Origin of the sequence: Flavobacterium sp. LC2016-12, from assembly GCF_015351595.1 — a bacterium.
Lineage (GTDB): Bacteria > Bacteroidota > Bacteroidia > Flavobacteriales > Flavobacteriaceae > Flavobacterium.
Genome location: NZ_JADKPT010000002.1, coordinates 263,600 through 277,889, shown reverse-complemented (window position 1 = coordinate 277,889; position 14,290 = coordinate 263,600). Strand labels below are relative to the sequence as shown.

Here is a 14,290-nt window from a genome sequence, read left to right as displayed (position 1 = left end):
AAATGATTGACATCTCTCAGAAAGAAGTATGGTTTGTAGTAGGAAGCCAGGAATTATACGGTGAAGAAACTTTAAGAAAAGTAGCGGAACATTCTCAAATAATTGCAAAAGGATTAGATGCATCATCTAGTTTACCAGTAAAAGTGGTTTATAAAGATGTGGTAAAATCGCCTTCTCAAATTTTAGATGTTTGTTTGGCTGCAAATTCGGCTAAAAACTGTATCGGAATTATTGCCTGGATGCACACTTTTTCGCCAGCAAAAATGTGGATCGGAGGATTAAGTATTCTGAAAAAACCATTATGTCATTTACATACACAATACAACGCTGAAATTCCGTGGGGAACTATCGACATGGATTTCATGAACTTAAATCAATCTGCTCACGGAGATCGTGAATTTGGTTTTATCATGTCAAGAATGCGTAAAAAACGCAAAGTGGTTGTTGGACATTGGGAAGACAAAAGAGTTCAGAAAAAATTAGGTATCTGGACAAGAGTAGCTTTAGGATGGGATGAACTTCAAAACTTAAAAGTAGCTCGTATTGGAGACAATATGCGTGAAGTTGCCGTTACAGAAGGAGATAAAGTAGAAGCTCAAATTCGTTTCGGAATGTCAGTGAACGGATTCGATTCATCAGATGTTACGAAATATATTGAGAAAGTTACAGACAAAGAATTAAATGATTTGTTGGCTGTTTACGAGGCTTCTTATACTTTGACTGATGCTTTAAAAGAAGGCGGAGCGCAAAGAAGTTCATTAGCGGAAGCGGCAAAAATTGAATTAGGTTTGAGAGCTTTCCTTGAAGAAGGAGGTTTTGGAGCTTTTACAGATACGTTTGAAAATCTTGGTGTTTGGAAACAATTGCCAGGAATTGCAACACAAAGATTAATGGCTGATGGTTACGGTTTTGGTGGAGAAGGTGACTGGAAAACAGCTGCAATGGTTCGTGCATTAAAAGTAATGAACGTGGGTCTCGAAGGAGGAACTTCTTTCATGGAAGATTACACTTATCATTTCACACCTCAAAAATCATACGTTTTAGGATCACATATGTTGGAAATTTGTCCATCAATTGCAGATGCAAAACCTTCTTGTGAAGTACATCCGTTAGGAATTGGAGGAAAAGAAGATCCGGCTCGTTTGGTATTTAATTCACCTGCAGGAGATGCCATCAATGTTTCTTTGGTAGATATGGGAACTCGTTTCCGTTTAATTGTAAACGAAGTGGAAGCTATCAAACCAATGGCTGAATTACCAAAATTACCAGTTGCGAGAGTTTTATGGGATTGTAAACCAAACCTTGATATCGCAGCAACAGCATGGATTTTAGCTGGAGGTGCGCATCATACAGTTTACAGCCAGGCTATTACAACAGAATACATGGAAGATTTTGCTGATATCGCTGGAATTGAATTATTAGTAATTGATGAAAGAACTACCGTAAGAGACTTTAAAGATAAGATCAATGCAAATGAAGCTTATTATCATTTGTTTCAAAACGGCCTGTAGACTAAGGTACTGAGGTTCTAAGGTACTAAGATTCTAAGATTTTTTAGTACTTTTAACATCTAACATCTAACCAATTTAAAATATCAATTATGAATGTATTAAAACGTTGCGTTTTCGGGGTGGGCCTTCTAAGTTTGGCGGCAATTTCAGTTCAATGCAAAAGCGATAAAAAAATGGACGACACTACAGTTTCTTCCGATCAAAAAGCTACAGTTACAATCGAAAAATCTGCTTATGGAACAACTTCAAAAGGAGAAAAAGTAGACAGCTATAAGTTGAAAAACCAAAATGGGATGGAAGTTGATATCATCACTTTTGGTGGAAGAATTACAGATTTGAAAGTGCCAAATAAAGACGGAGTTTCTGAAAATGTAGTAATCGGATTTGATAATTTGGCACAATACGAAAAAGAAAATCCATTTTTTGGAGCTTTGATTGGAAGATATGGAAACCGAATTGCTAAAGGAAAATTCACGTTAGACGAAAAAGAATATCAATTGGCAATAAACAATGCGCCAAATGCTTTGCACGGTGGGCCACAAGGGTATTTTAATGTGGTTTGGAAAGCAGATGAAGCAAAATCAGGAGATTCGGCAATTTTGAAATTATCTTACTTAAGTAAAGATATGGAAGAGGGTTATCCTGGAAATTTGAAAGTTTTTGTGACTTATACATTGACTAATGATAATCAATTAGAAGTATTATATGAGGCTACTACAGATAAGAAAACAGTGGTGAATTTAACACAACATTCTTATTTCAATTTATCAGGAGATTTCACAAAAACAATCTTAGATCACGAATTGACGTTGAATGCAGATAAATTAGTTCCGGTTGATGCGACCTTAATTCCAACAGGAAAATTAGATGACGTTGCCAATACGCCTTTCGATTTCAGAACGCCAAAATTAATTGGAAAAGACATCGACGTTAAAAACGAACAATTAGAAAGAGGAAAAGGATACGATCACTGCTGGGTATTGAACAATCCTGAAAAAGGAAAAACAATTATCGCAAAAGTGTATCACGCAGCAAGCGGAAGAGTTATGGAAATGACTACAGATGAACCTGGAATTCAGTTTTACTCTGGAAATTTCCTTGACGGAACTTTACCAATGCCAAAAGGCGGAACATACGCGCACAGAACAGGACTATGTTTAGAAACAGAACATTATCCTGATTCTCCAAACCAGAAAAATTTCCCAACAACGGTTTTAAACCCGGGAGAAAATTATAAAACTAAAACTACTTTTAAATTCTCTGTAAAAAAATAGTTTTAGGATTTGTTTATTAGTTTAGTAATTCTCTAAAAAACCTCGAAAGTTATGCTTTCGAGGTTTTTTTATGGATTAAAAGTGGCCACGAACTTCACAAATTAACACAAACTAGATTTGTTTAAAAAATGAATTAAACGAATTTTTACTCATTTTTTGTCATTTCGACGAAGGAGAAATCCTCGTAAGTAACTCCGTTCCAATAAGCCAATCTTTGTCGAGCTTCTCGCGGGGATTTCTCCTTCCTCGAAATGACAAAATTCTGTCAAAAGCTTTGCGACTCTGTTCTCAATAGCTATCGGGATTGCGCGATTAATTCATTTCAACTCTGTAAAAAGCTTAATTTTGCAAGGTAAAACGAAAACAAAATGAAACATCTTTTTAAAGCAGAATTAAATTGGACTTCAAACCAAAATCAAGAAGATTCAACAAAGAGATTTTACAGTAAAAAACATCAAATAAAAATCGAAGGAAAACCTGTTTTAAATGTTTCAGCAGCAAAAGCTTTCAAGGGCGATCCGGAATTATACAATCCTGAAGATTTGTTGCTAAGCAGTTTGGTTTCCTGCCATATGATGTCCTATTTATATGTGTGCTCTCAAAACGACATTGAAGTTTTAGAATATTCTGATAATGCAGAAGCAACACTTGAAGTTGCTGCAGATGGAAGCGGGCGTTTTGTTGAGGTCGTTTTAAATCCAAAAGTAAAAATCTCAAATTCAGATAAAAAAGATTTGGCAATTGAACTGCATACAAAAGCCAATCAATTGTGTTTTATAGCCAACTCTTGCAATTTTCCAATTTTGCATAAGGCGAGTTGTGAAATTTTAACAGATTAAATTCCAAATAAAAAAATTCCAAATTCTAATACGACTTGTTGTCCATTAGAATTTGGAATTTAAAAATATTGGAATTTGGTCCCGATGCTTCAGGATTAAATATTGGAATTTAAATCTTAATCACAAAACCACCATTTGGTTTCATTTTTACAATAAGTTTTTGGCTTTTTGAAATCGATTCTTGTTTAAAGCCATTTTCATCTTCCAGAATAGTAAACCCTTTTTCATTCTTCACAAAAGACAAATCAAGTTCAATTTCTTTTGGCGTATTTTCTCCATTAATTCCAACAATGTGCCAGGTGTTACCACTTTTTCTGGCCATTACAATATATTTCCCAGGAAAACCGGAGATGAATTTTGAGTCGTCCCAATTCGTAGGAATATCTTTTAAATAATCCACAACATAAGCTGGCATTTTCGCCATTCCTTCTGGAATTTCGGCTAGATGCTGAATCCCTGACAAGAATAAAACAGGCAAAGCCAATTCAAAAGCCGGAGTTGTTTTTCGATTAATATTCGGAATCTTATCCAAAGCCATTGGAGTAAAATCCATTGGATCAAAAACGTTTCTGGCAAAAGGAAGCATTGCACAATGGCTCGGTTCTAAATCGGCAATTTCCTGAAAAAACGTAATGTATTCATATCCTTTTACCGCTTCAGTAGTCAATAAATTAGGATAGGTACGCTGCCATCCACGAGGTAAAGTCGCGCCATGAAGATTGATCATCAATTTGTAATCGGCAGCATCCTTTAGCATATCATGATAATAGGCAATCATTGACTGTCCGTCGCCTCCAAAAAAGTCAACTTTAATTCCTGCAATTCCAAGATCGTTTAATCTTTTAAATTCAAAAGCTCTGCTTTCAGATGTCAATAATTTATTCTTCGGATGATATTCAGTGCTGTTCCACGAACCAGAAGAATTGAACCAAACCAATAATTTTACATTTTTAGTTTTAGCGAAATCGACTAATTCTTTCATCTTTTCATAACCAATTCTGGTATCCCAATCAGCATCAATCAAACAATAAGGCCAATTCATTTTTGATGCATAGTCAATAAACTGATGTGTAGTTTCGTAGTTGACAGAATCATCTTTTAGCAAAACCCAGCTCCAGGAAGAAAGCCCGCTTTTAATAAAAGAAGTATCCATTTTTACGGCAGGATCAGCAAGATCAGTTCCTAAAGTACTTTCGGTAATCGTATTTAATGAGCCAATTGTAATAATGCGCCAAGGCGTAATCCAAGGCAATTCTGATTCGGGATTTAAAGCGCCGTTTGGGAAAATTTCTTCTTTTTGAGGAAAAGTCACCTGCAGGGCTTTTGCATTTTCATTGTAAACTAATCTTGTACCACAGTATTTGTTATGAAGACCCGTTTCTGAAATTAAAACCCAGTTGTTGTTAGTTTCAAAAAGTGCCGGATAAACCCAACCTTCGCCAATGACAGGTTTTGTATTAACAGGAACACCCATTGCATAATGTTCTTCGTAAGCAGGATTAGTTTCTTTCCAACCCGTTTTAGCTTTAGACATGGGTTGTAGCCAGGCTTTCGCCGAAGAATCAAGGTTATAAGTTGTTTTTTCTTCAACAATCTTTTTTAATTCTTTTGATGTTGAAGGAAAGTTATATCGAAGCGCAACGCCATCTTTTGAAAGTTGAAAAATTATTTCCATTATTTCACTTTTAGAATTCTGAAGACTTACTATATATTGATTGGCAGAGTATGAAATGTCTTTTCGTTTCCCTTGAAGCATCGAGTAGTGGTCAGTTACTTTTTTAGCTTGAGAAATTTTAGTGACTTTTAAATCGGAATAGAAATCGGCATCTTCACGAATAATCCCAAGTTCAGATGTGTTAAGAACAACCCTGTTATTATATAAGATAGAATAAGTTGGTGTGTTTTTTGAATTCATTTCGAAGCCAACTTTTATGGTCTTCTCAGAATTTGTGAAAAATGAATTTGGTTTTTTCTGGGCCGTCGCACTGACGAATATCCCAAAAATGGTTAGTAACAATAGGTTTTTCATAGTTAAGTGTTTTTTTTACACTTGTAAATGTAGTCAAATTGTTTTGATATAAATTCCTTGTTGCGAATTATTTTATGGATTGGAAAAAGGTTGAGATCTGTTTTTTTATAGACAAATCTATATATAGCAACGATTAATTTTTGATAAGTTTTTCTTTTAATTTTTGAATTTGAAAATCCCCAAAAGAAATTCCTTTTTTTTCGTATTGATATAATTTTGAACTAAAGAAATAAGTGAATGCGGTTATTAAAACATATGAGATTAAGAAAAACAAGTCGCTCTTTTTATTAAAACCTGTGAAACTAATTGCTATAGAATATACTCTAAGAATGAAAAAATGTAACAAATACATGCAGAAGGAATATTTACCAATCAATCGAAGAAAATTTCCGGTTCTATTTTTAAATTCTAAATCTTTGATTCCGATTATAAAAAGACAAAATATTGCGGAATAAATATATGGTTTTTGAAGAGTGTAGTAAAAATAGTAGCTTGTTAAGCTGGTTTGACTAAAAAAGATAAAAAGAAATAGAGATATAATTAAAAAGATCCTTTTGATTTTTATTGGAAAATGAACCGTTTTAAAAATATTAAAAAGTAAAATGCCGCTGCAAAATACTGGAAATTGATTTGGAAGCCAATGATAAAGATAATATCCTCGAAAATTATTATGATTTGTAATTTTTAACGAATCAATTATAATCTCACCTGTAAAATTAATAAAACTTGAAAACAGAATTGAAATTATTAAAAGAATAACAGAATCTTTTATGGATTTTATTTTGCTAAATAGGAAAGGAATCATGTAGTAAAAAAGTACTTCTGTTCCAATACTCCAACCACCAGGAGGAATATAATTAATAACGGGTACAATAACTCCATTTAAGAATAAAACAGAAATTAAAACTTTCCAGTATTCAACAGAATGAATTCCTTTCAATAATATTTCAATCAATGTATAAAACAGAGCAAAAAAATAATAGAGAGGGGCAATTCTGAAAAATCTTCTAATAAAAAAAAAAATGTTTCTTTCGTTTCCATCTTTTTCATACCTGTTGCCGTATGAATTAAATAAGGTTATTGAACTTAATATAAAGAACAATTGAACTCCCATAGAACCAACTTCTGTAAATTTTTTTAAAAATATTGAGTCAGAAAAATTTTGACCTACATGAACAATTATTACTAATAAAATAGCAATTCCTCTTCCAAAATCAATCCAATTGTATTTTTTAAAACTATCTGATTTTAAGTCCATATTTTTTTTTGAATTTATAATGTCGCTTTTTGCGCTTTGTGTCTTTTAGATGAAAATTTAAAAGATTTTTTCAGGCTATAAAAATAAAGAACTATTATTCATTGTGTAAAAGATATATTATACAACAAAAAAACCTCTTCGAAAGAAGAGGTTTTTGTACCCGGAGCCGGAGTCGAACCGGCACGGTTTCCCACAGGTGTTTGAGACCAGCGCGTCTACCAATTCCGCCATCCGGGCTTAGCAGACGAAAAAACAACTCATAAATCAGTTATTTTAACGCAATAGAATAAGTAATTATGATGTCATAACTGTGCTTATTCCTTTAACACGGTGCAAATGTAAAAAATAAAATTAAATGTTCTACTAAAAATACTTAAATTTTTCCTTTCAGTGTCCAATAAATTTTCTAAATTTGCACCTCGTTAAAACGACGCACACACAACTAACTACACCCGAGGCATTTATACACGTTTTGTTTTACCAAAAATGGTCAAGCCGAATTGTACAGAGCGCAGCGGCGTAAAAACAACAAATTATAATGTCGCACCTAGAACCAGAAGCTAAAATTTTTGCTTGTTCACAAAGTGTCTATCTTGCAGAAAAAATTGCCGAACAATACGGAATTCCGTTAGGCAAAGTAACGATGTCAACGTATAGTGATGGAGAATTTCAACCATCTTACGAAGAATCAATAAGAGGATTACGCGTTTTTATCGTGTGCTCAACTTTTCCATCTGCTGATAATTTGATGGAATTGTTACTAATGATCGATGCAGCCAAACGCGCATCAGCAAGACATATTACAGCTGTTATGCCATATTTTGGTTGGGCAAGACAGGATAGAAAAGACAAACCAAGAGTTCCGATTGGAGCAAAGTTAGTAGCCAATTTACTAACTGCTGCAGGAGCAACAAGAATCATGACAATGGATTTGCACGCAGATCAAATTCAGGGATTCTTTGAAAAACCAGTAGATCATTTATTTGCATCTACAATCTTTTTGCCATATGTGCAGAGTTTAAATTTAGAAAATTTAACCATTGCATCACCAGACATGGGAGGTTCAAAAAGAGCATATGCTTACTCTAAGTTTTTAGAATCAGATGTAGTAATCTGTTACAAACAAAGAAAAGCAGCCAACGTTATCGATACTATGGAGCTAATTGGTGAAGTAAAAGGTCGTAATGTAATATTAGTAGACGACATGATCGATACAGGTGGAACATTAGCGAAAGCGGCAGATTTAATGATCGAAAAAGGAGCATTAAGCGTTAGGGCAATTTGTACACATGCTATTTTATCAGGTGGCGCTTACGAAAAAATTGAAAATTCAAAATTAAGCGAATTAATAGTTACCGATTCAATCCCATTAAAGAAAGAATCAAACAAAATTAGAGTAGTGAGTTGTGCACCTCTTTTTGCTGAAGTTATGCACATGGTGCACCACAACAATTCCATTAGTGGAAAATTTATAATGTAATTTGGCAATAGGCTTTAGGCAGTAAGCTTTAAGCATTTCCTAAAATACATTAAACAAAAAGCCTAAAGCCTAGTGCTTAAAGCTTAAAGCAAATAGAATATTATTTAATAACTATATTTTTTTTACAATGAAATCGATTACAATTAAAGGATCAGAAAGAGAAAGCGTGGGCAAAGTGTCAACTAAAGCCTTACGTAATGCTGGAGCGGTTCCTTGCGTGTTATACGGAGGAAATCAGGCAGTACACTTCTCAGCAGACGCTGCAGCGTTCAAAAACTTGGTTTACACTCCAAACGCACACACAGTTGTGATTGAGCTTGGAAAAGGAAAATCATTCAATGCAATTTTACAAGATATTCAGGTTCACCCTGTATCTGACAAGATTTTACATATTGACTTCTTTCAATTATTTGATGACAAAGAAATCACTATGGAAGTTCCTGTAAAAATCGTTGGTACATCTAAAGGTGTTCTTGCAGGTGGTGTTTTACGTTTAAACACTCGTAAATTAAAAGTTAAAGCTTTACCTAAAAATCTTCCTGATTTTGTTGAAGCTGACATTACGCCACTTGAAATGGGTAACAAATTGTACGTTACTAAAGTTGGATCTCCTGACTATAAAGTAATGCACCCAGACAACACTGTTGTTGCTCAGGTAAGAATTTCTCGTGCTGCTATGAAAGCTGCTCAAGAAGCTGCAAAAGCTGCAAAAGCTCCTGCAAAAGGAAAGAAAAAATAATTTTTTTCAAATCTATACAAAAAGCATCAATCGAAAGATTGGTGCTTTTTTTTTGCTTTTAAAGGTTCTGAGAAAGGTGCAAAGGTTCAAAGTTGCAAAGGGACAAAGTGCTTTTGCTTTAACTCAAACCAAACGAACACAAAGCATAAATGAAATCCGTGTTAATTAATTTAAATCCGCGTCATCCGCGTGCCATTCTTAGCGCACCTTAGTGTACTTTTCGGTTAGGATCAAATTATCTAATTGCCGCATTTTCTAATTTTATAATTTTTTAGAAGCAGAAGTTTCAGGTTTTTAAAGACGTGACATTCCTGCCATCCACTTGTATCTTTTCCTTGCTAAAGGAGCAAGAAAAAGGATACCGCTGCTGTCAGGGCTAGCAAGAATGATTCATTTCTATAAGAAAGAGGTTCAAAGGTGCAAAGGTTCAAAGGGACAAAGTGCTCTTGTGTAAATGGGATAAAAGTGTAATAAAAAATCGGCATAAATCAGTTTAAATCCGCGTCATCCGCGTTCCATTCTTAGCGCCCTTTGCGTATCCCGGTAGCTATCGGGATTGCGTTCTTTGCGGTTAATGATAATACAAATCAAATTATCTAATTACCACATTTCCTAATTATCTAATTAACCAATTGCCACATTCCCTAATTAAGTCTATTTTTGCATCATGATAAAATGGATGACAAAACTGTTTTCATCAACACAAAAAGAAGAGAACATAGATAGTATGAAACCGGAGGTTCACGAACACCCAAAAAACAATATAAAAAGCGTGAGTAAAAAATATTTAATCGTAGGACTAGGTAATATTGGCGCCGAATACGTAAACACAAGACACAACATCGGATTTAAAGTCCTTGACTTTTTTGCCAAAAAAGAAAGTCTTTCATTCGAAACCGTAAAGTTGGGAGCGCTTGCCGAATATAAATTTAAAGGAAGAACCTTTTTTCTGCTTAAGCCAAATACCTACATGAATTTAAGCGGTAAAGCGGTAAAATACTGGATGGACAAAGAAAATATTCCGTTAGAAAACATTCTGGTTATTACAGATGATTTAAACCTGTCTTTCGGAACTATCAGAATAAAGCCAAAAGGAAGCGATGGAGGTCATAACGGATTAAAAAACATCAACCTTGTTTTAAATACCCAACAATATACCCGTTTCAGATTTGGTATTAGTGATCAGTTCAAAAAAGGGCAGCAAGTAGACTACGTTTTAGGCGATTGGGACGAAGAAGAAAAAGCAAAATTACCGGAACGTTTAGAAGTCTCTTCAGAAATTATTAAGACATTTGGAACTGCCGGATTAGAAAATACCATGACTACTTTTAACGGAAAATAAAGATTTACAAGTATTTAGGTCTTAAAAAATCAGATTATCAATTAATTAAATTGAATAATAACGAAATAGTATTTTCTATTCCAAAGTTAAATGTTTAAATTTGGAATAAATTATTATAAACCATAAAATCATAATATCATGGCTTTTGAACTACCACAATTACCTTATGCATATGACGCATTAGAACCACATATTGATGCACGCACAATGGAGATTCACCATACTAAGCATCATAATGCATATACTACAAATCTTAATGCAGCTATTGCAGGAACAGATTTGGAAGGAAAAACAATCGAAAACATCTTAATCAACTTAGATAAATCAAACGCTGCAGTTCGTAACAATGGTGGAGGTTTCTACAACCACAATTTATTCTGGACTGTAATGACTCCAAACGGTGGTGGATTACCAACAGGTGATTTATTAGCTGCAATTGAGTCTTCTTTTGGAACTTTTGAAGAGTTTAAAGCAAAATTTGCTAAAGCAGGAGCTACACAATTCGGTTCAGGATGGGCTTGGTTAACTGTGCAAAAAGGAGGTAAATTAGAAGTTGTAGGAACTCCAAATCAAGATAATCCATTAATGCCGGAAGTTGCTGGTAATGGTGGAACTCCAATCTTAGGAATGGACGTTTGGGAGCATGCTTACTACTTAAACTACCAAAACAGAAGACCAGATTATATCGAAGCTTTCTTCAGTGTAATCAACTGGACAGAAGTGGCAAGAAGATATGCTTTAGATAAATAGTCTTCTTAAGAAAATAGAATAAAGAATATAGAGAATAGACGGTTGACTTAAAGTTATTCGTCTATTTTTTTTGTCTATACTTTTAATCTTTATTCTATAAGAATGGAGTATAGAATAAAGAGTATAGAATAAAGAGTAAAGAAAAAAGACGGAAGGCTGAATAAGCTGTCCGTCTTTTTTTGTTTTTAGTTATATGGTTTGAACTATGCGCAACATCTATATTCTTTATTCTATACTCTTTTTTCTAGAATAAAATAAAAAAGGCGGAATCTCTTCCGCCTTTTTTGCCCCAAATCTACCATAAACTTAACCTACTAATGTTAATGGTTCTGTAAATGTATAGCAGTTGTATTTATATAGAAAATTTTTCAGACGAACGGCAAATATATCCGATTAAGTAAGAAGAGTAAAGAGGAAAGAGTAAAGAGTAAAGAGGAAAGAGTAAAGAGGATAGATTATAGAGGATAGATTATAGAGGATAGAAGATAGAGGATAGAGTATAGGGAAATAAAAAAGACGGATGGCTTGATAGGCTGTCCGTCTTTTGTTGTCGTCTATAAAAGTATGTTCAACAATCTATATTCTTTATTCTATTCTTTTTCTCTTTTGTTATAGTCTATAAAAGTATGTTCAACAATCTACATTCTTTTCTCTTTTGTTGTCGTCTAGTAAAACTATGTTCAACAATCTTTCTTCTTTGCTCTTTCTTCTTTCTTCTTTGCTTTTAATACAAAATAAAAAAGGTGGAATCTCTTCCACCTTTTTTGCCCCAAATCTACCATAAACTTAACCTACTAATGTTATGGTTTAGTAAATATATGGTAGTTGTATTTATTTAAAAAACTTTATAGACGAAAGGTAGATATATCCGATTAAGTGTGTTAAAATTGCTTTAAAGTGTTAGCTTTCACTTTATTCCAATAAAAAAGGTGGAATTGCTTCCACCCTTTTTGCCCCAAATCTACCATAAACTTAACCTACTAATGTTATGGTCTTCCAAAAGTAATTTAGCATTTCGGTTTTGCCAAACATATAGGATGAACGGCAAAAAAAACCGATGAAATGCACATTTTAACCTTTTGTTAATACTTTTAATACGCTCTTGCGTCTTTTCCTTCATAGAAATTCATAAATGCACGGTTCACTACACGATTTCCTCCAGGGGTTGGATAATCTCCTGTAAAGTACCAGTCTCCCAGGTTTTTAGGACACGCAATATGTAAATCTTCGACTTTTTGGAATATTATTTTTACTTCAGCGTTAATTTCAGGTGAACTTAACATCTCTGCAATTTTATCTGAGATTTCTTCCGGTGTAAATTGATCGTAAATTGCCGTTACATAATTTACAACATCTGTATCTAAATAGTTCTCCTGAGCTTTACATTTAGTATAAACATCGTCTACGATATGATATAGATTTCTTTCCTTTAATAAAGCCAAAGCTGCTCTAAAAGCAACAAGACCTTCCAGTTTTGCCATATCAATTCCGTAACAGTCAGGGTAACGAATTTGTGGTGCCGAAGAAACAATTACGATACGTTTTGGTTTCAAACGGTCCATCATCTTAATGATACTCATTTTAAGAGTTGTACCACGAACAATACTGTCATCGATTATGACCAAATTGTCAGTTGGTTTGATTACGCCGTAAGTAACATCATAAACGTGAGCAACTAAATCATCACGGCTACTGTCTTCTGTAATAAATGTTCTAAGTTTAGCATCTTTAATAGCAACTTTCTCCGTACGGATTTTTACCGCCAATAACTCCTGAAGTGTTTCGGCTGTAAGTGTATTTCTGTTTTCTAAGATATAATTGTTTTTTCTCTGATTTAAGAAATCCTGAGCGGCTTCAACTAAACCGTAAAAAGATGTTTCGGCTGTATTCGGGATATAAGAGAAAACTGTGTTATCTGTATCACTGTCAATTGATTTAAGAACAGCTGGTAAAATTAGTTTTCCTAAATCTTTACGTTCCTGATAAATTTCAGCGTCACTTCCTCTAGAGAAATAAATTCTTTCAAAAGAACATGCTTTCTTAACAGTTGGTTCTAAAATTTGCTGCATCGAAACTTTTCCGCTCTTTTTGATAATCAAAGCATTTCCCGGATCAATTTCCTGAACACTTTCAAAAGGTACATTAAATACAGTTTGAATAACGGGTCTTTCAGAAGCAACAACCACTACTTCGTCATCCTGATAGTAATAAGCTGGACGAATTCCTGCAGGATCTCTAAATACAAAAGCGTCACCATGACCTAATAAACCGGCCATTGCATAACCTCCGTCTAAATTTTTTGCTGAACGGGCTAATATTTTTGCAATATCCAAACGATCTGCGATTACAGGAGAAGCTTCTCTTTTAGAATAACCTTCAGCTTTGCAGTCTTGGTACAATTGCATTACTTCTTTGTCTAAGAAGTGACCAATTTTTTCCATTACCGTAACAGTGTCTGCCATTTCTTTTGGATGCTGTCCAAGTTCAACTAAATTTTCGAAAAGCTCTTTAACATTCGTCATGTTGAAGTTTCCTGCCAAAATCAAATTACGGTGCATCCAGTTACTTTGACGTAAAAATGGATGTACACTTTCAATGCTGTTTTTTCCGAAAGTTCCGTAACGTACGTGTCCTAAAAACAATTCTCCAATATATGGAATCTCTGATTTAAGTTTAGCTACATCGTCAGCAATCTCTGGACGAGCTGTCAATTCTTCATTGATACGATCGTTGATCTGTTTGAAAACATCCTGAATTGGTTGTGCATGATTTGAACGAACTCTGCTGATATAACGTTGTCCTGGCTCAACATCTAATTTGATGCTTGCAAATCCGGCACCATCCTGACCACGGTTGTGCTGCTTCTCCATCATTAGATACATTTTTTGTATCCCGTAAAAAGCAGTTCCGTATTTCTCTTTGTAATATTCAAGCGGTTTAAGAAGTCTAACTAAGGCTATACCACATTCGTGTTTTAAAGCGTCGCTCATTGTGTTTTGTATTTTGTGTTGTTGTAAGTTGTGTGTATTAACGTAATAAAAAAAGCCCCGTGTTATCGAGGCTTTCGG

At 34.2% G+C, this 14,290-nt stretch carries 10 protein-coding genes and 1 tRNA gene; 7 read left to right on the top strand and 4 right to left on the bottom strand.

What is annotated here, in order from left to right; all coding sequences use genetic code 11:
- The first annotated feature begins 2 nt into the window (after window positions 1-2).
- The 3 genes from araA (at window position 3) to IRZ99_RS05595 (ending at window position 3,624) form a co-directional block, all read left to right on the top strand.
- Window positions 3-1,511 carry an L-arabinose isomerase gene (gene araA, locus IRZ99_RS05605; protein ID WP_194656323.1) on the top strand — a complete coding sequence of 503 codons (1,509 nt, stop codon included), beginning with the start codon at window positions 3-5 and terminating at the stop codon, window positions 1,509-1,511.
- Between the two features lie 89 nt (window positions 1,512-1,600).
- Entirely contained in the window at window positions 1,601-2,785 is a 1,185-nt protein-coding gene (locus tag IRZ99_RS05600) for an aldose epimerase family protein (protein WP_194656322.1), read from the top strand.
- A 368-nt stretch (window positions 2,786-3,153) separates the two neighbouring features.
- Entirely contained in the window at window positions 3,154-3,624 is a 471-nt protein-coding gene (locus tag IRZ99_RS05595; RefSeq protein ID WP_194656321.1) for an OsmC family protein, read from the top strand.
- Between the two features lie 109 nt (window positions 3,625-3,733).
- Here the strand turns inward: IRZ99_RS05595 and IRZ99_RS05590 are convergent, their stop codons facing one another.
- From IRZ99_RS05590 to IRZ99_RS05580, 3 genes are all read right to left on the bottom strand, one after another.
- Window positions 3,734-5,653, bottom strand: coding sequence for a glycoside hydrolase family 97 protein (locus IRZ99_RS05590; RefSeq protein WP_194656320.1), 1,920 nt, complete (start codon window positions 5,651-5,653; stop codon window positions 3,734-3,736).
- A gap of 133 nt (window positions 5,654-5,786) precedes the next feature.
- Complete coding sequence (locus IRZ99_RS05585) at window positions 5,787-6,911, bottom strand: acyltransferase (RefSeq protein WP_194656319.1); 1,125 nt, start codon at window positions 6,909-6,911, stop codon at window positions 5,787-5,789.
- Between the two features lie 157 nt (window positions 6,912-7,068).
- Window positions 7,069-7,148 (bottom strand) — tRNA-Leu (locus IRZ99_RS05580).
- A 301-nt stretch (window positions 7,149-7,449) separates the two neighbouring features.
- Here IRZ99_RS05580 and IRZ99_RS05575 point away from each other — a divergent pair.
- The 4 genes from IRZ99_RS05575 to IRZ99_RS05560 all read left to right on the top strand — a co-directional run bounded on the left by IRZ99_RS05575 (window position 7,450) and on the right by IRZ99_RS05560 (window position 11,222).
- Window positions 7,450-8,391: a ribose-phosphate pyrophosphokinase gene (locus IRZ99_RS05575; RefSeq protein ID WP_026982505.1), complete on the top strand. Its 942-nt coding sequence runs from the start codon at window positions 7,450-7,452 to the stop codon at window positions 8,389-8,391.
- Between the two features lie 127 nt (window positions 8,392-8,518).
- Window positions 8,519-9,130 carry a 50S ribosomal protein L25/general stress protein Ctc gene (locus tag IRZ99_RS05570; protein WP_194656318.1) on the top strand — a complete coding sequence of 204 codons (612 nt, stop codon included), beginning with the start codon at window positions 8,519-8,521 and terminating at the stop codon, window positions 9,128-9,130.
- 667 nt (window positions 9,131-9,797) lie between these two features.
- Window positions 9,798-10,472: an aminoacyl-tRNA hydrolase gene (pth, locus tag IRZ99_RS05565; RefSeq protein WP_194656317.1), complete on the top strand. Its 675-nt coding sequence runs from the start codon at window positions 9,798-9,800 to the stop codon at window positions 10,470-10,472.
- A gap of 138 nt (window positions 10,473-10,610) precedes the next feature.
- The gene (locus IRZ99_RS05560; protein ID WP_072970126.1) at window positions 10,611-11,222 is read left to right on the top strand and encodes a superoxide dismutase; all 612 of its coding nucleotides are present in this window, start codon (window positions 10,611-10,613) and stop codon (window positions 11,220-11,222) included.
- Window positions 11,223-12,313: 1,091 nt separating this feature from the next.
- On the opposite strand, the gene IRZ99_RS05555 is transcribed toward IRZ99_RS05560, so the two are convergent.
- A complete protein-coding gene (locus IRZ99_RS05555) occupies window positions 12,314-14,212 on the bottom strand; it encodes an amidophosphoribosyltransferase (RefSeq protein ID WP_194656316.1) in 1,899 nt (632 codons plus the stop codon).
- Between the last annotated feature and the right edge of the window lie 78 nt (window positions 14,213-14,290).

Excerpts from the sequence above, each read along its gene's own strand:
- pth (WP_194656317.1), top strand. The coding sequence starts at position 9,798 with ATGATAAAATGGATGACAAAACTGTTTTCATCAACACAAAAAGAAGAG.
- IRZ99_RS05575 (WP_026982505.1), top strand. The coding sequence starts at position 7,450 with ATGTCGCACCTAGAACCAGAAGCTAAAATTTTTGCTTGTTCACAAAGT.
- IRZ99_RS05585 (WP_194656319.1), bottom strand. The coding sequence starts at position 6,911 with ATGGACTTAAAATCAGATAGTTTTAAAAAATACAATTGGATTGATTTT.
- IRZ99_RS05600 (WP_194656322.1), top strand. The coding sequence starts at position 1,601 with ATGAATGTATTAAAACGTTGCGTTTTCGGGGTGGGCCTTCTAAGTTTG.
- IRZ99_RS05555 (WP_194656316.1), bottom strand. The coding sequence starts at position 14,212 with ATGAGCGACGCTTTAAAACACGAATGTGGTATAGCCTTAGTTAGACTT.
- IRZ99_RS05570 (WP_194656318.1), top strand. The coding sequence starts at position 8,519 with ATGAAATCGATTACAATTAAAGGATCAGAAAGAGAAAGCGTGGGCAAA.
- araA (WP_194656323.1), top strand. The coding sequence starts at position 3 with ATGATTGACATCTCTCAGAAAGAAGTATGGTTTGTAGTAGGAAGCCAG.
- IRZ99_RS05560 (WP_072970126.1), top strand. The coding sequence starts at position 10,611 with ATGGCTTTTGAACTACCACAATTACCTTATGCATATGACGCATTAGAA.
- IRZ99_RS05595 (WP_194656321.1), top strand. The coding sequence starts at position 3,154 with ATGAAACATCTTTTTAAAGCAGAATTAAATTGGACTTCAAACCAAAAT.
- IRZ99_RS05590 (WP_194656320.1), bottom strand. The coding sequence starts at position 5,653 with ATGAAAAACCTATTGTTACTAACCATTTTTGGGATATTCGTCAGTGCG.